Origin of the sequence: Streptomyces sp. WAC 04229 (assembly GCF_003947455.1) — a bacterium.
GTDB lineage: Bacteria > Actinomycetota > Actinomycetes > Streptomycetales > Streptomycetaceae > Streptomyces.
On record NZ_QHJH01000052.1, the window covers coordinates 14,921 to 37,483 of the forward strand.

At 70.3% G+C, this 22,563-nt stretch carries 17 protein-coding genes; 4 read left to right on the forward strand and 13 right to left on the reverse strand.

The features are described from left to right. Positions 1-11 precede the first annotated feature (11 nt). The 6 genes from DMH12_RS16600 to DMH12_RS16625 form a co-directional block, all read right to left on the reverse strand. Positions 12-1,073 carry an ABC transporter ATP-binding protein gene (locus DMH12_RS16600; protein WP_125492356.1) on the reverse strand — a complete coding sequence of 354 codons (1,062 nt, stop codon included), beginning with the start codon at positions 1,071-1,073 and terminating at the stop codon, positions 12-14. Positions 1,074-1,083: 10 nt separating this feature from the next. Further along, positions 1,084-2,061 carry an ABC transporter permease gene (locus DMH12_RS16605; RefSeq protein WP_125492357.1) on the reverse strand — a complete coding sequence of 326 codons (978 nt, stop codon included), beginning with the start codon at positions 2,059-2,061 and terminating at the stop codon, positions 1,084-1,086. 111 nt (positions 2,062-2,172) lie between these two features. Beyond that, positions 2,173-3,972 carry an ABC transporter substrate-binding protein gene (locus DMH12_RS16610; protein ID WP_125492358.1) on the reverse strand — a complete coding sequence of 600 codons (1,800 nt, stop codon included), beginning with the start codon at positions 3,970-3,972 and terminating at the stop codon, positions 2,173-2,175. A gap of 112 nt (positions 3,973-4,084) precedes the next feature. Beyond that, positions 4,085-5,116 (reverse strand): ABC transporter permease, encoded by a 1,032-nt coding sequence (locus tag DMH12_RS16615; RefSeq protein WP_125492359.1) that lies wholly within the window; start codon positions 5,114-5,116, stop codon positions 4,085-4,087. 865 nt (positions 5,117-5,981) lie between these two features. Next, positions 5,982-7,889 (reverse strand): translational GTPase TypA, encoded by a 1,908-nt coding sequence (gene typA / locus DMH12_RS16620; protein ID WP_125492360.1) that lies wholly within the window; start codon positions 7,887-7,889, stop codon positions 5,982-5,984. A gap of 142 nt (positions 7,890-8,031) precedes the next feature. Beyond that, the gene (locus tag DMH12_RS16625; RefSeq protein WP_125492361.1) at positions 8,032-10,263 is read right to left on the reverse strand and encodes an ABC transporter family substrate-binding protein; all 2,232 of its coding nucleotides are present in this window, start codon (positions 10,261-10,263) and stop codon (positions 8,032-8,034) included. 306 nt (positions 10,264-10,569) lie between these two features. Here DMH12_RS16625 and DMH12_RS16635 point away from each other — a divergent pair, with 306 nt between their 5' ends. From DMH12_RS16635 to DMH12_RS16650, 4 genes are read left to right on the forward strand one after another with little or no spacing between them, the layout of a single operon-like run. Further along, complete coding sequence (locus DMH12_RS16635) at positions 10,570-10,860, forward strand: hypothetical protein (protein ID WP_125492362.1); 291 nt, start codon at positions 10,570-10,572, stop codon at positions 10,858-10,860. Positions 10,861-10,887: 27 nt separating this feature from the next. After that, positions 10,888-11,724 carry a hypothetical protein gene (locus DMH12_RS16640; protein WP_125492363.1) on the forward strand — a complete coding sequence of 279 codons (837 nt, stop codon included), beginning with the start codon at positions 10,888-10,890 and terminating at the stop codon, positions 11,722-11,724. Continuing rightward, entirely contained in the window at positions 11,724-13,673 is a 1,950-nt protein-coding gene (locus DMH12_RS16645) for a fumarate reductase/succinate dehydrogenase flavoprotein subunit (protein ID WP_125492364.1), read from the forward strand. The genes DMH12_RS16640 and DMH12_RS16645 overlap by 1 nt, the downstream gene beginning before the upstream one ends. Further along, a complete protein-coding gene (locus tag DMH12_RS16650; protein WP_125492365.1) occupies positions 13,670-14,437 on the forward strand; it encodes a succinate dehydrogenase/fumarate reductase iron-sulfur subunit in 768 nt (255 codons plus the stop codon). Before DMH12_RS16645 ends, DMH12_RS16650 begins: the two co-directional genes overlap by 4 nt. A 9-nt stretch (positions 14,438-14,446) precedes the next feature. On the opposite strand, the gene DMH12_RS16655 is transcribed toward DMH12_RS16650, so the two are convergent. The 7 genes from DMH12_RS16655 to DMH12_RS16685 form a co-directional block, all read right to left on the reverse strand. Further along, a complete protein-coding gene (locus DMH12_RS16655) occupies positions 14,447-15,568 on the reverse strand; it encodes a glycoside hydrolase family 18 protein (protein WP_260474230.1) in 1,122 nt (373 codons plus the stop codon). A gap of 97 nt (positions 15,569-15,665) precedes the next feature. Continuing rightward, positions 15,666-18,254 (reverse strand): SpoIIE family protein phosphatase, encoded by a 2,589-nt coding sequence (locus tag DMH12_RS16660; RefSeq protein ID WP_125492366.1) that lies wholly within the window; start codon positions 18,252-18,254, stop codon positions 15,666-15,668. 229 nt (positions 18,255-18,483) lie between these two features. After that, positions 18,484-18,894 carry an ATP-binding protein gene (locus DMH12_RS16665; protein WP_185832356.1) on the reverse strand — a complete coding sequence of 137 codons (411 nt, stop codon included), beginning with the start codon at positions 18,892-18,894 and terminating at the stop codon, positions 18,484-18,486. Between the two features lie 134 nt (positions 18,895-19,028). Continuing rightward, the gene (locus tag DMH12_RS16670) at positions 19,029-19,451 is read right to left on the reverse strand and encodes a (deoxy)nucleoside triphosphate pyrophosphohydrolase (protein ID WP_125492368.1); all 423 of its coding nucleotides are present in this window, start codon (positions 19,449-19,451) and stop codon (positions 19,029-19,031) included. Between the two features lie 43 nt (positions 19,452-19,494). After that, a complete protein-coding gene (locus tag DMH12_RS16675) occupies positions 19,495-19,686 on the reverse strand; it encodes an SPOR domain-containing protein (protein ID WP_122616045.1) in 192 nt (63 codons plus the stop codon). Between the two features lie 553 nt (positions 19,687-20,239). Beyond that, entirely contained in the window at positions 20,240-20,992 is a 753-nt protein-coding gene (locus tag DMH12_RS16680; protein ID WP_064729647.1) for a GntR family transcriptional regulator, read from the reverse strand. Between the two features lie 147 nt (positions 20,993-21,139). After that, on the reverse strand, positions 21,140-22,351 hold the full coding sequence (locus DMH12_RS16685; protein ID WP_125492369.1) for a DUF4190 domain-containing protein: 1,212 nt from the start codon (positions 22,349-22,351) through the stop codon (positions 21,140-21,142). Positions 22,352-22,563: the final 212 nt, after the last annotated feature.

The window sequence follows — 22,563 nt, forward strand, 5'->3', positions numbered from 1 at the left end:
CCGGTTTCCGCTCAGCCCAGCCGGGGCTGAATCTTCTCGATGAACACCTGCTGCCGCTGGTCCGCCGTCAGGTGACAGGCGGCGGCGCGGCCCCCGGGGAGCACCGGACGCTCACCCGAGCAGCGAGTGCCGGAGACCAGGTCGGTGAAGCCGCACCGCGGGTGGAAAGCACATCCCGAGGGCGGGTTCATCAGCGAGGGCGGCGCACCCGGGATCGGCATCAGCGGCTCGTCGATGTCCGAGGAGAGACTCGGCATCGATCCCAGCAGACCCCAGGTGTAGGGGTGCTGCGGCGTCTTGAGCACCTCGCGCACCGTGCCGCGCTCGACGGCCCGGCCCGCGTACATGACCAGGATGTCGTCGGCCATGTTGCCGACCACGCCGAGGTCGTGAGTGATCATGATGATGGCGGAGCCGAACTCCTGCTGGAGGTCCTTGAGCAGGTCGAGGATCTGCGCCTGCACCGTCACGTCGAGGGCCGTGGTCGGCTCGTCGGCGATCAGCAGGTCCGGGTCGCAGGAGAGCGCCATGGCGATCATGGCCCGCTGCCGCATACCGCCGGAGAACTGGTGCGGGTAGTCGTCGACCCGCTTCTCCGGACTCGGGATGCCGACCTTCTGGAGCAGGTCGATGGCGCGCACCCGGGCGTCCCGCTTGGACGCGCCGTTGTGCTTCATGAACGGCTCGCCGATCTGCCGGCCGACCGTGTAGTACGGCGACAGCGCGGTGAGCGCGTCCTGGAAGATCATCGCCATCTTCTTGCCGCGCAGCTTCTCCAGCTGCTTCTCACCTGCGTCGGTCAGCTCCTGGCCGTCCAGGGTGATCGAGCCGTCGATGGCGGTCTTGCGGCGGTCGTGCAGGCCGAGGACGGCCAGGTTGGTCACCGACTTGCCGGAGCCGGACTCGCCCACGATGCCGAGGGTCTTGCCGCGCTCCAGGTCGAAGGAGAGTCCGTCCACCGCCTTGACGACGCCGCCCTCGGTGGAGAAGTGGACCTTGAGGTCGCGCACCGAGAGAAACGCGTCCCCCGCGGCGGCGGCCGGGGCCTCTTCGGGCTTGGTCTGAGTGGTCACGGTGGTTCTCCTAGGACAGGCGCACGCGCGGGTCGATGACGGCGTACAGGGCGTCCACGATCAGGTTGAAGACGATGATGAGCGCGGCGCTGACCAGCATGACGCCCATCAGCATCGGCAGGTCCTTGTTGATGACGGATTCCAGCGCGAGCCGGCCGATCCCGGCGAGGCCGAACGTCATCTCCGTCACCATGCCACCGCCCATCAGCGCGGACAGGTCGATACCGAGGATGGTGACGATGGGGACGAGCGAGCCGCGCCAGGCGTAGCGGAAGAAGGTGTAGTTGCCCGACATGCCCTTGGCCCGGGCGGCCTTCACATGCTCTTCCTGCAGTTGCTCGATCATCGACGAGCGGCTCATGCGGGTGTAGTTGGCGGTGAAGATGGTCGCCATGACGAGCCATGGGATCAGCAGGCCCGCGAACCACCCGGCGGCGTCCTCCGAGATCGGAACGTACTTCGGCTTCTCCAGCCAGCCGGTGCTGTAGACCAGGGCCAGCAGCACGAGCGGGCCGAGGAAGTAGATCTGCAGGGAGCTGATGACCAGCGAGCCGGAGCTGAACACCTTGTCGATCCACGTACCGCGGTTCCTGGCGGCCAGCAGACCGGCGCCGAGGCCGACGATGAGGAAGACCACGAGGCTTCCGACGGTCAGCGAGACCGTCAGCGGGAAGCGGTCCATGATCGTGTCCCAGACGTTCTGGTTGTTCGCGAAGGAGACACCGAAGCACGGGGCGGCGCAGTGTCCGACGGCGAAGTCGCGGCCGGCGAAGATGCCGATCAGGAAGTTCCAGTACTGGACGGTGACCGGCTTGTCGAGGCCCAGGTTCTTGTGGATGATCTCCAGCGCGTCCGGAGTGCAGTTCTTGCCACACGCCAGCAGGGCCGGGTCCTGCGGGATCGCGAAGAACATGAAGAAGGTGAAGGCACTGATCAACACCAGGATCAGCACCGCGCCGAAGGACCGGCGAATGAGGAATTGAAGCATGGCAGACAGCTGCTCTCAGGACTGCGGCAGTCGGATGGGGAGGGCTGGAGGAATCCGGGCCCGGTGGGGGCGCTCCGCCGCGCGCCCCCACCGGTTTCCCGACCGAACGGACTACTTCTTGAGGAAGACCCGCGTCACGTCCACGTAGCTCGAGTCCGAGCTGTAGCGGATGCCGCCGATGTTCGAACCGAAGATCTGGAAGACCTTGGTGTAGTAGATCGGGGCGGCCGGGTTGACTTCCTTGGAGATGTACTCGTTCAGCTCGGCCCAGCCCTTCGTGGCCTCCGCCGGGTCGGTGATCTTCTGGATGCGCTTGATCTCGGAGTTCACGTGGTCGTCGTTGATGTGCGAGTAGTTCGACGCACCGTCCTGGATCTGCGTGCCGTCGTAGGACGGCGGGATGACCGTGGAGGCGGACGGCCAGTCCTGGCCCCAGCCGGTCATGTAGAGGTCGTAGCCGTTCTTGACCTTGCCGACCTGCTCGTACCAGGTGGCGGAGTCGATCTCCTTCTTCTGGATGTCCAGACCGATCTTCTCCAGCGCGGTCGCGATCAGGACGGCCTGCTTCTGCCGGGTCGGCGTGTTGCCGTAGGCGTAGACGAGGCTCTTGCCCTCGAAGCCGCCCTCCTTGATCAGCTTCTTGGCGGCCTCGATGTCACCGTTCGGCTTCTTCGCCCGGTTGAACGGGTCGAACTCGCCGTCGTAGCCCGGGGTCGTGGGCGACATCAGGGAGTTGGCGACCTCACCGCCGTAGGCGCCACCGTCGGCCTTGAAGACCGAGTCGGAGGGCAGCGCCAGGGTGATCGCGTCACGGAGCTTCTTGTCCTTGATGCGGTCCAGGTTGAAGTTGAGCTGCCACACGTACGGGGCGTAGCCCTGGATGGTGCGGTTCTGCATCGCCTGCTTGTCGCCGACGACCTTCTGGAGCTGGGTGGTGGCGACCTGGCCCGTGAACATCATCGCGTTCTTGGCCTCGCCCTGGTCGGCGAGGAGGGTCTTGGTCTGGTCCTCGTCGTCGTGGTTCATCGAGATGTTGAACCCGTCGACGTACTGGTGGCGCACCGAGTCGGACTTGGGGTCCCACTGGGTGTTCTTGACCAGCTTCATCGACTTGCCCGGCTTGAAGTCGGCGATCTTGTACGGGCCGACGGCCACGGGGGCGTTGTCGTACTTCTCCTTGGTGTCCGTCTCCTCGGGCACGACGCTGTAACCGGGCATGGTCAGCATCTGCGGGACGTCCGGACGGGCTTCCTTGAAGTGGAAGACGATCGTCTTGTCGTCCGGCGTCTCCAGGACGGTGTCGGGCAGGTGCTTGCCCTTGTCCGGACCCGCGTAGGCGTCGCGGTAGGTGGTGCCGTCACCGGACAGCCACTGCTGGAGGTAGGTCGGGCCGTCGGTGATGTAGTTCGAGTACAGGCGCTCGACCGTGTTGCGGATGTCCGCGGAGTTGATCGGGTTCCCGTTCGCGTCCTTCAGGTTGTCCTTGAGGGTGTACGTCCAGGTCTTGCCGCCCTCGGAGGACTTGCCCGCGTCGGTGGCGAGGTCGCCCACGACGGTCAGGTTGCCGTTCTCGTCCTCGTCGTACTGGGTCAGGCCGCGGAAGATGAGGCGGCTGAGCAGCTTGCCGTCCGAGACGTAGATCTGCCCCGGGTCCAGGTGCGAGAAGTCAGCCTCCTGGTAGACGGTCGCGACGCCGCCCGGCTTGGCGCCCTCGACGTCGGGGGCCGGACCGGTGGACGCCGCGGCGTCACCGATCTTGACCGGCTTCGACTGCGACTTGGCGTCCTCCTTCTGCTTGCTGTTGTCCTTGGAGGAGCTGTCGCTGCCACCACCGCAGGCGGTGAGAGTCAGTGCGCCGGCGGCGACCGCGACTATGGCGGCCGTGGCGGTGCGGTTACGGAAGATGCTCATAGGGACGAATCCACCTGCCTGTGAGTAGTGAGCACTGCTGGTACGTGGCCGGGGCCGGGCTGAGCGGCACCGAACCGGCCGGGCGAGGATGTGGGGGGATATCCCCTGGATCTCAGCGGTTCGTCTTGGGATCGAAGGCGTCCCGTACCGAGTCACCGAGGAGGTTGAAGGCCACCATGAAGATCACCATGGCCACTCCGGGGAAGAGCATGTAGTACGGATCCTGCTCGACGATGTTGGCGCCGATGGCGAACATCCGTCCCCAGTCCGGCGTGGGCTCGACGTACCCCACGCCCACGAAGGACAGGAACGCGATGCTGAGGATGGTGCTCGGCAACGTGAGCGTCGCCTGTACCAGCGTCGGGGTGACGATGTTGGGCAGCAGTTCCTTACGGAGGATGCGCCAGGGCGAGGCCCCGGAGATGCGCGCCGCCTCGATGAACTCCCGGTCGCGCAGGGACATCGTGGCACCGCGGACGATGCGGGCCATGCTCATCCATCCCAGGAAGGAGAGCACGATGATGATCGCGCTGGCGCGCACGTAGGTGGGCGTCTCCTTGTCCGGGGCGACGAACACCGTGGTGATGACGGGCATCGCCGCGACGAAGAACAGCTGGTTGGGCAGGGCCATGAAGAAGTCGGTGATCCGGCCGAGCCAGTAGTCGATCTTCCCGCCGAAGTAGCCGCCGGCGAGGCCGATCAGGACACCCAGCACCGTCATGATGAGGGTGGCGGCCAGTGCCGTGGCCATCGAGTTGCGCATGCCGTACAGCAGCTGCGTGAACACGTCCCGGCCCAGGCCCGGTTCGATACCGAACCAGAACTCGCCGTCGATGCCGCCGAACGGTGCGGCGGGCATGGTGAACATGTCCAGCAGCTCGGGATTGTCCTGCCCGTAGAGCGTGTACGGGTCCTTGCCGTACACCATCGAGATCAGCGGAGCCGCCGCCGCGACCACGAAGAAGAACAGGACGATGCAGGCAGAGATCACACCGGCGCGGTCGCGCTTGAAGCGCGCCCACATCAACTGCCCGGGCGTGCGCCCTTCCGGCTCCTTGGTCTCCGGGGCGTCACCCTGCGGCGCGCTCTCTTTGTCCAAGACGGAAGAGGCTTCAGCACCCTCAATCTCGATTGGACTCGTCATGATTCGTCCATTTCACAGGTTGGAGGTCGTCGGGAGTGCACGAGTCCGACGGCCTTCGCACGGCGTACGTCTTTCGCAGCGCGCGAGGGGAACAACGACTCAGGGGCGGCACCGCCCCCTGGAGAACCCTGGCTCGCGGTCGGAACCACCGACCGACGGCACGCGTCGTCAAGGAAGTTGGCGACGCCTCGCCGCTGCCGCATCATCCGTGACGGCACGGAACGTACCCGCGGGGCCTACACCTGCCATCGGGAACGATGCGACCCATATGGCGCTTGTGGCACCTCGCATGGGTTCCTCCTCATGAATCCGCTGGTTCACCGCAAAGAGGAGCACGCGACACATCCCGGCCACTCACCGATGACCGGAGACCGCCTGGCGTCCTCGTGCTCGCGAGCCTGCGCCCCGTCAGCGCGTGACCCGTTTATCCGAGCTCTACGCGCCTAACTATCTGCCATCCTCCGGCTAACGAACCACAGGTTCGAGGTCTCGGTTCGATCACAGATAGGGGCCAGATCTTTCAAAATCCGGACAAAGGGTTTGGTGCGAGATCGCTGCGAAACGGACTTGTTACACATCTAACGGGAGTCACTGTCCGTATAACGGACGTCCGCGCGACAGAAATTGATTGCGCGTGACCCTCGGGAGGTGCAAGCTGACAGACAGCTCTGTCTCGCGTCGGACTCGGACCTCGTCCTCGAGCGCGATGCCCCGGGTGCTCCCGCGCAGGTTAGTGCCGACGGGACCGCCCGGCGCCGGACCGCGGCAAAATCGAGGGTTTTCCCTACCTGTTCGCTTCGGCCATACGAAACGGCACCGGACACCACGTCAGCCGTGGTGTCCGGTGCCGTTCGCTACGGGAGGGTCAGCCGTGCTTGGCCCGGCTCGCGGCGCGGGCGCGCTCACGGGCGTCCAGGTTCACCTTGCGGATGCGGACCGCCTCCGGGGTCACCTCGACGCACTCGTCGTCGCGGCAGAACTCCAGCGACTGCTCCAGGGAGAGCTTGCGCGGCGGGACGATCGCCTCGAACGAGTCGGCCGAGGACGACCGCATGTTGGTGAGCTTCTTCTCCTTGGTGATGTTGACGTCCATGTCGTCGGCGCGGGAGTTCTCGCCGACGATCATGCCCTCGTACACCTCGGTGCCGGGCTCGGTGAAGAGCACGCCGCGCTCCTGGAGGTTCGTCATCGCGAACGCGGTGACGGCACCGGAGCGGTCGGCGACCAGGGAGCCGTTGTTGCGGGTCGTCAGGGCGCCGAACCAGGGCTCGTGGCCCTCGTGGATGGAGTGGGCGATACCCGTGCCGCGGGTCTGGGTGAGGAACTCCGTACGGAATCCGATCAGACCGCGGGAGGGCACCACGAACTCCATGCGGACCCAGCCCGAGCCGTGGTTGGACATGTTGTCCATGCGGCCCTTGCGCACGCCCATGAGCTGCGTGACCGCGCCCATGTGCTCCTCGGGCACGTCGATCGTCATGCGCTCGACGGGCTCGTGCGTCTTGCCGTCGACCTCCTTGGTGACGACCTGCGGCTTGCCGATGGTCAGCTCGAAGCCCTCGCGGCGCATCTGCTCGACCAGGATGGCCAGCGCCAGCTCACCGCGGCCCTGCACCTCCCAGGCGTCGGGGCGCTCGGTGTCCAGGACGCGGAGCGAGACGTTGCCGATCAGCTCGCGGTCCAGGCGGTCCTTGACCTGTCGGGCGGTGACCTTGCGGTCCTTGACGGCCGCCTTGTTGTCCGCGCCCTTGCCCGTGGCGCCGCGGCCGACCAGCGGGGAGGTGTTGGTGCCGATGACCATGGAGATCGCGGGCTCGTCCACCGTGATCAGCGGCAGCGGGACCGGGTTCTCCTGGTCGGCCAGGGTCTCGCCGATCATGATGTCCGGGATACCGGCGACCGCGCAGATGTCGCCCGGGCCGGCCTTCTCGGCGGGCTTGCGGGTGAGGGCCTCCGTCATCATCAGCTCGGAGATCCGCACGTTGGACACGGAGCCGTCGCGCTTCATCCAGGCGACGGTCTGGCCCTTCTTCAGCTCGCCCTGGTGCACGCGCAGCAGGGCGATGCGGCCGAGGAAGTTGTCCGCGTCCAGGTTGGTGACGTGCGCCTGGAGCGGGGCGGCCTCGTCGTACACCGGGGCGGGGATGTAGTCGAGGATCGTCGAGAAGAACGGCTCCAGGCTGGTGGAGTCCGAGGGGACCGTGCCGTCGTCGGGCTTGGTCAGGGAGGCGACGCCGTCCCGGCCGCACGCGTAGACGATCGGGAACTCGATCTGCTCCTCGTCCGCGTCCAGGTCGAGGAAGAGGTCGTAGGTCTCGTTGACGACTTCGTCGATCCGGGCGTCCGGGCGGTCCGTCTTGTTGATGCAGAGGATGATCGGCAGCCGCTGGCTGAGCGCCTTGCGCAGCACGAAGCGGGTCTGCGGGAGCGGGCCCTCGGAGGCGTCCACGAGCAGGACGACGCCGTCGACCATCGACAGACCGCGCTCGACCTCGCCGCCGAAGTCGGCGTGGCCGGGGGTGTCGATGATGTTGATCGTGATCGGGTCCCCGCCGTCCTTCGGGTGGTACTTCACCGCGGTGTTCTTGGCGAGGATCGTGATGCCCTTCTCACGCTCCAGGTCGTTCGAGTCCATCATGCGGTCGTCGACGCCCTCGAGCTGGTGGGCGGCGAAGGCACCGGCCTGCTTCAGCATGCCGTCGACGATGGTGGTCTTGCCGTGGTCGACGTGGGCGACGATGGCGACGTTGCGGATGTCGTGGCGCGTGGCCATATGAGGCGTACTCCCGGAGGGTGTGAGGACGGCCCTCGCGTACGTCCGTGTCACGCGGGCCTGCCGGGCGGTACATGCCACGGCCTCACCCAATGGTACGGGGCCCCGGGCACTGGGGCTTGCCGGGAGGGTGTGGGCGGCCTCAGGACGAGGGCGTGGCCGAGGGCCGGGAGCCGTTCGCACCCTTCTTCAGGAAGCCCATGTCCTGGTAGACCGGCGTCTCGAAGCCGAAGGCGCCCGCGTTGGCGAGGTTCTTGCGGGCCGCGATCAGCTGGGGGCGCTGGTAGAGCGGGATGGAGCCGGCCGCCGCCCAGATCCGCGAGTCGGCCTTGCGCAGCAGGTCCCGCGCCTCCCCCTCGTCCAGGGTCCCCATGGCCCGGTCGAAGAGCTGGTCGACCTGGTCGGTGCCGACCCGGGTGTAGTTCTGCGCGACGTTCAGGGAGCCGTCGGCGGCCGGGACGGGCTTGGCGTAGATGGGGCGGGCGTCGGTGGCCGGGAAGGCGGAGGCGGGCCACGAGTAGAGCGCCAGGTCGTACTCGCCGGAGGCGATGTGGTCCTTGAAGTAGCTCTCGTCCGGCACCTTGGTGATGTCGGTGCCGACGCCGATCTTCTCCAGCATGTCCGAGACACGGTCGGCGACGGTGCGCAGCGCGTCGGAGCCCGGACCCGAGGGGAGCACGAAGCGCAGGGTGAGCGCCTTGCCGTCCTTGGCGACGGGGGCCTCGGCGGCGGCCGGGGCGGCGGTGCCCTTGGGGGCGTAGGCGCCGGGGGCGCCGCCCTGCGCGGTGTTCTTGCCGCTGCTGTGCTTCTCGCCGCTCTCCTGGTCGGTGCCGTCGTCCTCGTTCCCGGCGCCGCCCTCGTTCTTGCCGTCGTTCTTCTCGTCCTCGCCGACGATGTACGTCCCGTCGTCGTCGCCGTCCTCGGACTTCTTGCCCTCGCCGTCCTTGTCGCCCTCGGCGCCGGCCGCCTTCTCGCCCTCCTTGCGCTTCTTCACCGGGCCGCCGGGCACCCATCCCGCGTCCGCGAGCAGGGCCCTGGCCTCCTTGGCGTTCTGCTCGCCGAGCGCGCCGCTGCCGTCGGCGTAGGCGGGCTGACCGGCCAGCGCGATGTGGCTGCCGACCGGCTCGGCCGGCAGTCCCAGCGGCCCCAGGACCGCCTTGGCCAGCTTCCCCCGGTCCAGGGCGCGGGCCACGGCGCGGCGGACGCGCTCGTCGGCGAGGGGACCGTCGGCGCCGTTGAGGGCGAGCTGGGTGTAGGCGGGCTCCAGGGACTTGCGCACCTCGAAGCCGCTCAGCGCACGCTGCCTGCGTTCCCGCTTGGCCAGCGCCTCCTCCCGCTCCTCGCGGGCGAGGGTCTCCTCGTCGGCGGCGTCCTCGTCGGAGCCCTTGGCGATCGCCCAGGAGCGCAGCGCCTGCGCGGCGGACCTGCCCTGCCGGCTCGCGGAGGGGCTGCCCTGCGGGCCCATCAGCGGGGTGCCGGTGCCGGCGTCGCGGGGACCGGCGGCCACGGCGACCTCCTCGGCGGTCTCCGGGTCGATCTCCGCGAGGTCGAGCTCGCCCGCCGCGAGCTGGGAGATCCGCTTCTCGCGGGGGACGGAGCGCAGGACGATCTGCTCCAGCTTGGCCGGCTCGCCCCACCAGCGCGGGTTTCCGGCGAGGACGACCTCGTCCTCCTTGGTGTCGACCTCCTTGACCGCGAAGGGCCCGGCGGTCGTCTTCAGCTCGCGGCGGGCGCCGTCGTTGAAGGCGTCGGGGGTGCCCATGACGTCCTTCGGGTACAGCGGCGTGAACAGGGACTTCCAGTCGGCGTAGGGCCGGCTGAAGGTGACCTTGACCTCCAGGTCGTCGCCGCCGCGCTCGATCTTCTCGATGCGGTCGTAGCCGGCGTTGCGGGCGGTCCAGTACGCGCTGTCCTTGCCGGACAGGGCGCGCCACTGGGCGGCGAAGTCGGCGGCGCCGATCTCCCGGCCGTCGCTCCAGACCGCCTGCTGGTTCAGCTTGTACACGACGACCTGTTTGGGCTCGGTGTCGACGACCTCGGCGGACTCCAGGTAGTCGGGGTTGCGGACCGGGCGGCCGGTCTCGTCCGTCCGGTACATCGAGGGCAGCACGGCCTGCGCGACGCGGGTCGTGGTCGCGTCGGCGTCGGACTGGAAGGCGTTCAGGGTCTCCGGCACGGAGTCCGCGGCCCAGCGCAGGGTGCCGCCGTCGGCGATCCGGGCGCGGGCCGCGGCTGCGGTGTCCGGCCCGGCGAGCGGCTTGCCCTTCGGCTCCTCGGAGGTGCAGGCGGCCAGCGCGGGGACCGCGAGCGCGCCCGCGGTGAGGAAGGCGACCGAGCGCATCACAGCGCGCGGTCCGACGCCGACGTGGGACATCTCTGCTACCTCCGGAAGGCCGCGGGCGCGGTGATCGCTTTAGCGGTATTTGGAGTTGATCATTTGTATTCAGCCGGTCTGTGGCCACTGAAGGGGAAAGGATTCGGCAACGGAGGGCGACACGTCGGCGACGGCGGGTAAGGCCACCCGAGTGGAGCAACGGACCCAGGAGTGCGTCCACGCGCCTCGGTCAATCGGTGCACATCCCTTCCCACCGGCGGGTGTGACGCGCAACACTCGCAGGCGCATGAACGTCGCCGTCCAAGGCCGGCCTCTGGCCGCGGCCGAAGGAAGTGAGGTCACGTCATGTCCGTGCACGAGGAACTGACAAGGATCCAGCACACCCTCGACGACCTGTCCCGCTCGGTGGGCCGCCTGGAACAGCAGGTCGGCAGCGGGGGCCTGGAGATCCGCCGGGTCCGCACCGATGCCGAGCACCTGCGCGAGAGCGTCGCGCTGCTGCGGGAGGCCGCCGCCTCGCCGGACGCGCCGAAGCGGCCCGACCTCGTCACCATCTCCGACGATCCGTACGACCTCTCGCTGTGGACGGACACGGACGACGAGGGACTGGGCGCCCGTGACCGCCACGCCCCCTGAACCCGCCCCGACGACCGGAGTCGCCCAGTGGCCACTGGTACCGAACCTCCAGACACCGACCCCCATCCCCGGGGCGGCGGCGTCCACACCCCGACGCGCGCCGCCATCCGCGCCCCGCACCTGCGCACCGACCGCTGGTGGCTGGCCCCGGCCGCCACCGCCGCGGGCCTGCTGGCCTTCGTCGTCTACTCGACCTGGCGGGCCTTCGCCAACGCGGACTACTACGCGGCCCCGTACGTCTCGCCCTTCTACTCCCCCTGCCTGGCGGAGAACTGCGAGCCGATGCGCGGCGGACCCAACTGGGAGCTGTTCGGCGGGTGGTGGGGCATCTCCCCCGCCATCATCATCCTGGTCTTCCCGCTCGGCTTCCGCCTGACCTGCTACTACTACCGCAAGGCCTACTACCGCGGCTTCTGGGCCTCCCCACCCGCCTGCGCCGTGGCCGAACCGCACCGGAAGTACACCGGCGAGACCCGCTTCCCGCTCATCCTGCAGAACGTCCACCGGTACTTCTTCTACGCGGCGCTGCTGGTCGCCCTGATCCTCACCTACGACACCGTGCTCGCCTTCCGCGACGAGGACTACGCGTGGGGCCACATGGGCCTGGGCACCCTGGTGTTCCTCGCCAACATCGTGCTGATCTGGGCGTACACCCTCTCCTGCCACTCCTGCCGGCACGTCGTCGGCGGCAAGCTCAAGCACTTCTCCCGGCATCCCGTGCGCTACCGGATGTGGCAGTGGGTCGGGAAGCTCAACGCCCGGCACATGCAGCTCGCGTGGGCGTCGCTGGTGAGCGTGGGGGTCGCCGACCTCTACGTGTATCTCGTCGCGTCCGGTGCCTTCGACGATCCGAGGTTCTTCTGATGTCCGTGGTCGACCGGCAGCAATGGGACGTCGTCGTGGTGGGCGCGGGCGGCGCCGGGCTGCGCGCCGCCGTCGAGGCCCGCGAGCGGGGCGCCCGTACGGCCGTGATCTGCAAGTCGCTGTTCGGCAAGGCGCACACCGTGATGGCCGAGGGCGGCATCGCGGCCGCCATGGGCAACGTCAACTCCGGGGACAACTGGCAGGTCCACTTCCGCGACACCATGCGCGGCGGCAAGTTCCTCAACCAGTGGCGGATGGCCGAGCTGCACGCCCAGGAGGCACCGCAGCGGGTGTGGGAGCTGGAGACCTGGGGCGCGCTGTTCGACCGGACCGAGGACGGCCGGATCTCCCAGCGGAACTTCGGCGGCCACGAGTACCCGCGCCTCGCCCACGTCGGCGACCGCACCGGCCTGGAGCTGATCCGCACCCTCCAGCAGAAGATCGTCTCCCTCCAGCAGGAGGACTTCCGGGAGACCGGCGACCACGAGTCCCGGCTCCGGGTCTTCCAGGAGTGCACGGTCACCCGGGTGCTCAAGGACGGCCGCCAGGTGTCCGGCGTCTTCGGCTACGAGCGGGAGACCGGCCGCTTCTTCGTGCTGGAGGCGCCCTCGGTGGTGATCGCCACCGGCGGGATCGGCAAGTCCTTCAAGGTGACGTCCAACTCGTGGGAGTACACCGGGGACGGCCACTCCTTGGCACTGCTCGCCGGAGCGCCCCTGCTGAACATGGAGTTCGTGCAGTTCCACCCGACGGGCATGGTCTGGCCGCCGTCGGTGAAGGGCATCCTCGTCACCGAGTCGGTGCGCGGCGACGGCGGGGTGCTCAGGAACTCGGACGGCAAGCGGTTCATGTTCGACTACATCCCGGACGTCTTCAAGGAGAAGTACGCCGAGTCCGAGGCGGAGGGCGACCGCTGGTACGACGACCCCGACCACAACCGGCGTCCGCCCGAGCTGCTCCCCCGCGACGAGGTCGCCCGCGCGATCAACGCCGAGGTCAAGGAGGGCCGGGGCTCCCCGCACGGCGGGGTCTTCCTGGACGTGTCGACCCGGATGCCCGCCGAGGTGATCAGGCGCCGGCTGCCCTCCATGTACCACCAGTTCAAGGAGCTGGCCGACGTCGACATCACGGCCGAGGCGATGGAGGTCGGGCCCACCTGCCACTACGTGATGGGCGGCATCGCCGTCGACTCCGACACGGCCGCCGCGCGCGGGGTGCCGGGGCTGTACGCGGCCGGTGAGGTGGCCGGCGGCATGCACGGCTCCAACCGGCTGGGCGGCAACTCCCTCTCCGACCTGCTGGTCTTCGGGCGCCGGGCGGGCCGGCACGCCGCCGAGTACGCGGCGGGCAGCGCGTCCGGCACCCGTCCGCGGGTGGACGACCCCCAGGTCGACGCGGCCGCCGCGGAGGCGCTCAGGCCGTTCTCCGCCGAGTCCCAGGCTCCCGACGACGGGCCGCCGGAGAACCCTTACACCCTCCACCAGGAACTCCAGCAGACGATGAACGACCTGGTGGGCATCATCCGGCGGGAGCCGGAGATGAAGCAGGCCCTGGAGAAACTGGCGGAGCTGCGGGCACGGGCCCGCCGGGCCGGCGTCGAGGGGCACCGGCAGTTCAACCCCGGCTGGCACCTCGCCCTGGACCTCAGGAACATGCTGCTGGTCAGCGAGTGCGTGGCCCGGGCCGCGCTGGAACGCACCGAGTCCCGCGGCGGGCACACCCGCGAGGACCACCCGTCGATGGACCGCCGGTGGCGCCCGGCCAACCTGCTGTGCTCGCTCGCCGACCCGGCGGGCGGCGGCCCGGGCGCGACAGACCCGGAGCGCGGCCAGATCACCCTGGAACGGCAGACCACCGAGCCGATCCGGCCCGACCTGCTCGCCCTCTTCGAGAAGGAGGAGCTGGTGAAGTACCTCGCCGACGAGGAACTGGAGGGGCGGTCCGAATGAGCGGCTACCAGGCCCGCTTCAAGGTGTGGCGCGGTGACGTCGGGGGCGGCGGACTGGAGGACTTCGAGGTCGAGGTGAACGACGGCGAGGTGGTCCTCGACATCATCCACCGCCTCCAGGCCACCCAGGCCCCCGACCTCGCGGTGCGCTGGAACTGCAAGGCGGGCAAGTGCGGTTCGTGCTCCGCGGAGGTCAACGGTCGGCCACGGCTGCTGTGCATGACGCGGATGTCCGTCTTCACCCGCGAGGAGACGATCACCGTCACGCCCCTGCGCGCCTTCCCCGTCGTCCGCGACCTGGTCACGGACGTCGGCTTCAACTACACCAAGGCCCGCGAGATCCCGTCCTTCGTGCCGCCCGCCGACCTCGGGCCGGGCGAGTACCGGATGGCGCAGGAGGACGTGGACCGCTCGCAGGAGTTCCGCAAGTGCATCGAGTGCTTCCTGTGCCAGGACACCTGCCATGTGGTGCGTGACCACGAGGAGAACAAGCCGGCCTTCGCGGGTCCGCGCTTCCTCATGCGCGTCGCCGAACTGGACATGCACCCGCTCGACGCGGCCGACGACACCGGCCTGGACCGCGGGCGCACGGCCCAGGACGAGCACGGCCTCGGCTACTGCAACATCACCAAGTGCTGTACGGAGGTCTGCCCCGAGGGCATCAAGATCACGGACAACGCGCTGATCCCCCTCAAGGAACGGGCCGTGGACCGCAAGTACGACCCGCTGGTCTGGCTGGGTTCGAAGATCAGGCGCCGCTCCTAGGCGCATTGATCACGGCTCCTGACGGACCCAGCCCTCGCGGTACTCGTCCCAGTTCTTCTCGGTCGCCGCGAAGTCGATGTACGGGGCGACTCCGAACAGTTCCCGGTCGGCGTCCGTCCGCGACAGTCCGAGGCGGACGCCGCGGACGGCGGCGGCGACGGTCTCGGCGTGACCCCAGTGGTCGAAGTTGCTCTCGTGGTAGAAGGGCAGGCCCATCAGCAGGTGGGTGGTGGGCGGCGTGACCTCCAGGGCGAGGGAGGTCTGCTGGGCCACGTAGCCGCCGTAGGTGCCCTCCAGGGGCTGCGCGGTGTCGTACGACATCACGGCGATCTGGTCGACGCGGCGGGCGACCTGCCCGAAGTACTCCTGGGACCACCACTTGGGGTGCTCGGTGAAGAAGCCGAAGACGGAGTGCAGGGCCGGGAGCGGGTCGATCTGGTGGGCGGCGACCGAGAGTTGCGCGTCGCGGGCCCGGGTGACCTCGCGGACGTCGTCCAGGAGGGAGAGGTAGTCCCGGTCGCCCGAGTGCAGCGGCTCCAGATCGAGGTGGACGCCGTCGTAGCCGGCGTCGAGGACCTGGCGGGCCGAGCCGACGACGGCGGCGCGGGTGCCGGCGTCGGCCAGGCGCATGCCGTCCGGGCCCTCGGTGGCGAGGACGTCGCCGAGGAAGGCCTGGACGCGGACGCCGGGCAGGTCGCGGTGGACGGTGTCGATCAGCCAGCGGGCCTTGGGGTACAGCGACTTCGGCAGGGTGCCGTCGTGCTCCATCGGGCCGGTGTGGACGTACAGGTCGCGGATGCCGGTGGACTTGACGCGGCGGGCGAAGGCGGTGAGGTCGGCGTCGTCCTTGCGGCCGTCGACCCAGGCGTGGCCGAGCCAGATCGCGTCGCGGTTTCGGGTGTACGTGCCGTCGGCGGGGTCGCCCATGTAGTTGACGCGGAGGGCGGTCTCGGCGGTGAGGAGGGGGAGGAGCAGGACCAGGAGGACGGCGAGGGTGATGCGGCGGATCCGTCTTCTTCTCCGGCCCTTGCTCTTGCTCTCGCTCTGACTCTTGCCCTGGCTCTCGCTCTCGCTCTGGCTCTCGCTCTCGCTCTGGCTCTCGCCGTCGGCCTTCGCTTCCGTGTGTCCCACCGGGTCCCCTCCCTGCGGAGCGCCGACGCGCCCCGCGTGTTGCCTGCGGGGACGAGTCGAACCGGTGTTCCGGTTGCGGTCAGGGGGGCGTGGTGGGTCAGAACAGGCTGAGCAGCGCCTCCGCCGGGTCCGTGAGCTGGGTGTCGCCGCCCGGCAGGGGCAGTTCGAACCACACCGTCTTGCCGCGTGGCGTACGGCGGGAGCCCCAGGCCGCGCTGAGCAGCCCGACCAGTTGCAGGCCCCGGCCGCCCTCGTCGGTGTCGCGGGCGCGGCGCCTGCGGGGCTGGACCAGGCCGGAGTCCCAGACCTCGCAGACCAGGGTGCGGTCGAGCAGCAGGCGGAGCCTGATCTCGCCCTCGCCGTACCGGAGCGCGTTGGTGACGAGTTCGCTGACCAGCAGCTCCGTCGTGTCGACCAGCGGTTCCATGTCCCAGTCGAGCAGCTGGGCGCGGGCCAGCTCGCGGGCCCGGCCGACGCTGCGCGGCTCGCGCGGCAGGGTCCAGTCGCCGACGGACTCCGTGGGCAGGCCCTGGACGCGGGCCATCAGCAGGGCGATGTCGTCCTCGCCGTGGTGGCTGTCAAGGGTGTTGAGGACCTGGTCGCAGACGTCCTCCAGGGGCTGGGTGGGGTCGGTGAGGGCGCCCACGAAGGCCTGGAGTCCCTCGTCGAGGGGGTGGTCGCGGCTCTCGACCAGGCCGTCGGTGTAGAGGGCGAGCAAAGCGCCCTCGGGCAGTTCGACCTCCACCTCCTCGAAGGGCTCCCCGCCGACGCCGAGCGGCAGGCCGGGCGGCACGTCCAGCATCAGCGCGGACTCGCCGGGCTCGACCAGGACGGGCGGCAGGTGGCCGGCGTTGGCGAAGGTGCAGCGCCGGGTCACCGAGTCGTAGACGGCGTAGACGCAGGTCGCCAGGTAGACCTCGGAGAGGTCGGCCTCCCGGGGACGGCGGGCGGCCCGGGTGGCCTGCTGGACGCCTCCGGGTGCGCCGAGGCCGCGCGCGATCTCGTCCAGCTGGGAGAGCACCTCGGCCGGTTCGAGGTCGAGCTGGGCCAGGGTGCGTACGGCGGTGCGGAGTTCGCCCATCGCGACCGCGGCGCGCAGACCGCGGCCCATGACGTCGCCGACGACCAGCGCGGTGCGGTGGCCGGGGAGTTCGATGACGTCGAACCAGTCGCCGCCGACCTCGCTGGCCCGGCCGGTGGCCGCTTCGCCGGGCAGGTAGCGGCAGGCGATGTCGAGCCCGGAGGCCTCGGGGTCGCCGGGCGGGAGGAGTGAGCGTTGCAGTATCAGCGCGCGTTCGTGCTCGCGCCGGTAGAGGCGGGCGTTGTCGATGCAGACGGCGGCGCGCGCGGCCAGCTCCACGGCGAGGTCGCGGTCCCGGTCGCCGAAGGGCTCGCTGCCCTTGGTCCGGGCGAACTGGGCGAGTCCGACGACCGTGTCGTGGGCGACCATCGGCACGGCGAGCGTGGACTGTACGAGGCTGCCGTCCTCGGCGGGGACGGTGCGCGGGCGGCCCGTGCGCAGGGCGTCCGCGCAGGGCGAGTTGAAGGGGTAGTGGTGGACGGCGCCGAGCTGGACGCGCTCGCCGGCGCCGTGCAGGGGCGCGTCGGAGACGGCGCTGGAGTAGGCGACGCGGCGCAGCTCCGCGGAGCCGTCGGCGAGGCCGGCCGGGGTCTCGTCTCCGACCAGGAGGCCCTGGTAGAGGTCCACGGTGGCGAGGTCGCAGAAGCCGGGGACGACGACGTCGAGGAGTTCGCGGGCGGTGGTCTCCAGGTCGAGGGAGTTGCCGATGCGGGCGCCGGCCTCGTTGAGCAGGGCGAGGTTGCGGCGGGCGGCGGCGGCCTCGCGGGCGGCGGCGCGGCGGGCGGTGATGTCGGTTCCCAGCCAGGCGACGCCGATGGGGCGGCCCGAACCGCTGTGGACGCGGTAGAGGTTGACCGACCAGTGGCGGCGCTCCTCGGAACCCGGCACGAATCCCGTGACGTGCATGTCCGTGATGGAGTCGCCGCTCTCCAGGACCCGGCGCAGGGTCGCGGAGACCCGGTCGGCCTCGGCGCGCGACAGGTAGTCGTGGACACCCTTGCCGCGGTGGTCGTCGGGCGTGCCGCCGAAGGTGGAGGCGAACCGCTGGTTGGCGCGGCGCACCCGGAGGTCGGGGTCGATCAGCAGGAAGCCGAACGGAGACTGGCCGAATATGGCCTGCGAGGCGGCGAGGTCGGTCTCGATGCTGCGCAGGACGCGCACGTCGACGACGATGCAGACGGCGGCCTTCTCGCCGTCCTCCGTCCGCGTCGGCATGACGTACACCTCGGCGAGGCCGCGTGCTCCGCGACCGGTCCCCGTCCCGGAGCCGCTGTCGGTGTCCGGCGCGCGGAAGGGAACCACGCCGGTCCACTCCCGGCCGTCGAGGATCTCGGCCATCTTCCGCTGGCCGCGCTCCCGCAGGTCGGGGTCGACGAAGGCGTCGATGGGGTCGGTGCCGACGGCGTGTTCGGCGGGGATGCCGAGCAGTTGCTCCGCGCGCAGGCTCCACTGGTCGACGAGCCCGTCGGGGCCGATGGAGAAGGACGCGACCTTGATGTAGTCGTAGATGGAGCCGGGCGGGCTGCTCTGCCACACCGCGTCACCGAGTGGCGCGTCTTCCGACGGGCCCTCCGACTTCGTGGGCCTCGCTGGTATCTCGCTCACGCGAACCGTCCCCTCCAGCTCACCGCGTCCGGCACCGGTCACCAAAGGCGGCTGCCCGCAGTATCCAGCACTACGGCGCCGCACAACACGGTGTTCACGATCACAGCCCGGTCCCGATGGTTTTCGGTCCGGACCGCGCCAACACTTCCAGTCTTCTAACCAGCGGACACGGCATCGAATCACGCTGTTCCACAACTGCCACTGGCCTGAACCAGTTGTAGCCGTTCCGTCATCCCGGGAGCGTGAGTTCGAACCACACCGTCTTGCCCGCGTCCCCGGCCCGGGTGCCCCAGCGGTGCACGGAGGATGCCACCAGCTGGAGACCCCGGCCGTCCTCGTCCTCGGGACGGGCGACGCGCTCGCGCGGCGGTTCGGGCAGCGGGTCGGAGACCTCCACCAGCAGGATCCCGGGCGGCGCGGCGGGGCGGCGGAGCAGGCGGACGCCTATGGGGCCGGTGGCGTGCCGCAGGGCGTTGGTCACCAGTTCGCTGACCAGCAGGATGGCGATGTCGCCGACACTGTCGAGGTCCCACTCGCGCAGGGCACCGCGGACCTGCCGCCGGGCGGTCCGCACGGCGTCCGGCACCGCGGGAAAGACCCACTCTGCGCGGCCGCCCTCGCTGTCGATCACGCCGCTCACTTCCTGGCCGGCGATCCCCCACCCATGTCCGGTTTCATGGGGTTAATGGGCACATACCCGGGATTCGGGCTCGGTACCGCTCGGGAGGGCGCACTGTGTCACGAACGGCGTGCGGGGCGCCCATGGCGGCCCGTTCACCCACCCCGCGCGTCCGTCGCACCCAGCCCCAGGTGCGCGAGCGTCCGCTCGACGGCCGGCACGTCCTGGTCGAGCCAGGGCACGTCCCAGATGCGGGCGGGGGTCAGCCAGCGCAGGGCGTCGTGGTCCTCGATGGGTTCGGGGGCGGGGGAACCGGGGAGGAGCCGCGCGGTCCACACCTGCAGGACGAAGGGTGGCCTCAGGGGCCACTGCCCCGGGACGCGCTCCCCGGCTTCGGCCGCCACTCCCAGTTCCTCGCGCAGTTCCCGCACGAGGGCGGCCTCGGGCGTCTCGCCCGCCTCGACCTTGCCGCCGGGCAGCTCCCAGCGTCCGGCCAGTTCGGCCGGCGCGCTGCGGCGCGCGGCGAGCAGGCGTCCGCCGTCGACCAGGGCGGCGCCCACCACGATCCGTTCCGTCATGCGCCGGAGCCTACGGGCTGCCGGCCGGGCTCGTCGGCCCCGGTCAGTCCACCCCGCCCTTCCCGTTCGCCCCGAGCCGCTCGACCCAGTAGAGCTGCTGGTGGCCGCGGCCGTCGAGGGTGTCCGCGATCTTCTGGGCCTCGGCCCGGGTCGCGTACCTGCCCACGCGGTAGCGATTGCCGTTGTCGTCCTGCCGGAAGACCAGCCAGGGAAGAGTGACCGTGCTGTCGTTCATCGCGCCCCTCCACTTCCCGCCCGCGGCTCGCGCCGCGCCCCACCCGCCAAGGAAACCCCGATCCGCATATGCCCGAGCCTACGCCCAACCTTCACGGAGCGAATACGGCTTTGCACAAAGAGGTACGCAACCAGCCAGAACGCAGGGGGCGCACGATACGGAACGCGCCGCCTCCGCGCCCCGATGCGTCCGGTCGGAGGCATGCCGGAGCCAGGGGAGGCCACCTGCGGGAACGGCCGGATTGACCGGATTCATGCGCCGCGCGGAGGGCGGAACCGGGCGGCTGGACGAGAGGGGGGACACGGGAAAGGGGCGCGGGAGGCGCACGGGAGGCGTGCGCCATCTCACACCCCTACGGGGCTCCCCAACTCACCCGGCGGCGCCGCTGGTTGACGAGCGGGGGCGGCGCCGGGGCGGCGCGCGGGGGCCCCGTCGGCGGGTGACGGGGCTGGTACGCCGCCAGGTGACGGGGCGAGGGCGCCGCCAGGTGACGGTCGAGACCGCGACCGCCGGACGGACGACCGGGCGGCGGCGCCTGCCGGTGAAGAGGGCGCTACCTCACCGGCAGGTGGTAGGCGACCCGGTACCGGTCGGCAGGGACGACCACCTCGGCCGTCTCCACCGCGCGGCCCGAGGCGTAGAACGTGCGCTGGACGACCAGGACCACATGTCCGGGGACACCCCCGAGGGCGAGCAACTCCTCGGCGAGGCCGGGGCGGGCGCCGACCTCCTCGGTGACGTTGTCGACGACGACGTCGATCGCGGCCATCCGCTCGACGACGCCCATGCCGCCGAGCGGCCCCTCCTCGGGCAGCATCACGGGCGTGCGGCCGGTGAGGTCGAGCGGCTCCCAGGAGGTGGAGAGCATCATGGCCTCGCCCGCCTCCCGGAAGACGTACCGCGTGCACATCACGCGGTCGCCGGGCTTGATGGCGAGCCGCTCGGCTACGGCGACGCTCGCTTCGGCCTGCTCGCTGCGCGACTCCCACGTGCCGTGCGCGTCGCCGTCGGCCTGCTCCTGCCGGAAGGGGGTGGCACCGCCGGCCGGCCGGTACCCGGAGCGGGCGACGCGGCGGGGCACGGGCCGCTCGCGCACATACGTCCCGGAACCGGAGCGGCCCTCGACCAGCCCCTCGGCCATCAGCACCTTGCGCGCCTCCAGGGCGACGGTGTCCGAGACGCCGTACTCCTCGCGGATCCGCGCCTGCGACGGCAGGCGGGTATGGGGCGGCAGCAGGCCGTCGGCGATCTTCTTGCGGAGATCACCCGCGACACGCAGATACGCCGGCTGCTCACCGAATGTCACTGGCCGCTCCCATCAGGTTGTACAGACAGCAACAGCGTGGCAACCGTAGGTTGTACCAGGCAAGCAAAGGCCAGAGAATCACTCGATGTGATGACTTGTGCCGCCCGGGGGCTTTACGCAGGCACTTTCTCCCCGTTATAGGAGCGGTCACACCTCCAGACCGGAGTCACCACCACCGCCGTCGCCACCGCTGCCGTACTCCGGCGACGTGGTGGCCAGCCCCAGAGCCTTGCGGGCGGTGACCGTGGTGTCGGCGACGACGAGGTCGTAGCCCGTGCCGTAGTGCTCGTAGTACGCGTCGACGTCGGGGGCCTTCGCGGCCAGCGCCCACTCCTTCTGCGCCGCCTCGAGGTCCTCGACCAGTTCGGCGACCGGACGGTCGACGTCGGCGGCCCAGTCGTGCCGGTCGAGCATCGTGACCTCGCCCCTGAGCGCCTCCGCCACCTGCCCCGCCCAGACCCGGTAGCCCGCGAGGTCGTCCTCGACGGTCTCCGCGTCGGGCACCTCGTCCATCGCCCGGTTGAGGTACCCCTCCGCCAGCAGGTACGTGTGCTGGTCCGAGTCGAGTCCGGCGCCGTCGTTGCGGAGCGAGCCGGTCAGCGTGGCCCGCTCGTCCGTGTTCCCGAACAGGCAGGTGATCTCCCGGTCGCCGGTCCGCCAGCTCTCGGCGGTCGGGGTCAGGTAGTACACGTCGACGTCGGCCGGCAGCGCCCACCGGTCCATCGCGTAGGCGTCCTGGAGGGCGTAGCACTGGTCGTCCGCGGCCCGTGTGATCTCCGCGTCGCCGGGGAAGGAGCCGCGCGGCAGCTCGAAGGCGGCGAACACCTCGCCGTCGTGCTCCTCGTCGCAGGGCACCTCGTCGACGTCGTACGTCACGCCCTGGAGGGAGCCGCTGGGGGTGGTGAAGCACTGGCCCTTCTCCAGCCCGTAGGCGGTGCCCTCGCCGCGCGCGGCGTCCCGGAAGCCGTCCCAGAAGTCGGCGGCGCCACCCGTGGCGAGCGCGACGGCCCACAGGGCCAGCCCCACGGAGGACAGCACGGAACCGGCCACGGCGAACCCCTTGCCGCGCTCGCCCCGCTTCCTGATCTGGGCCAGCGCGACCAGGCCCAGCACGAGCCCGACGGCCGGCACGAAGCACAGGACACCGAGCACGAAGGCGGCGATCGCGAGCCCGTTGACCGACGGCCGCGCGGGGTACGCCCCGTAGGGGCGGTACTGCTGCCCGGCCGGCGGGTACCCCCAGGCACCCTGGTACGGCTGCGGAGGCGCCGGGTACGGCCCCGGCGGCGGCTGCTGTCCCGGCGGGTACGGCCCCTGGGGATGGGGCCCTTGGGGCCCGGGCGGCGGCGGTATGGACACGTGAACCGTGCTCCTGTTTCGGACGGTGACGCGAAGGCGCCGCGGGACTGCGGCCGGGCCCCACGCGGTGGCCGGTCGATCACTCAGCGCATGGTAAGCGACCGCCGCTCCGGCCTCCGCGCCGCTCTCCGGCGTTCGCGCCTCGTCCCCGCGGCGGGCCGGGTCGCCTGCCCAGCCCCGCCGCGAGGACGAGTTCGTGCGCCGACTGCCGT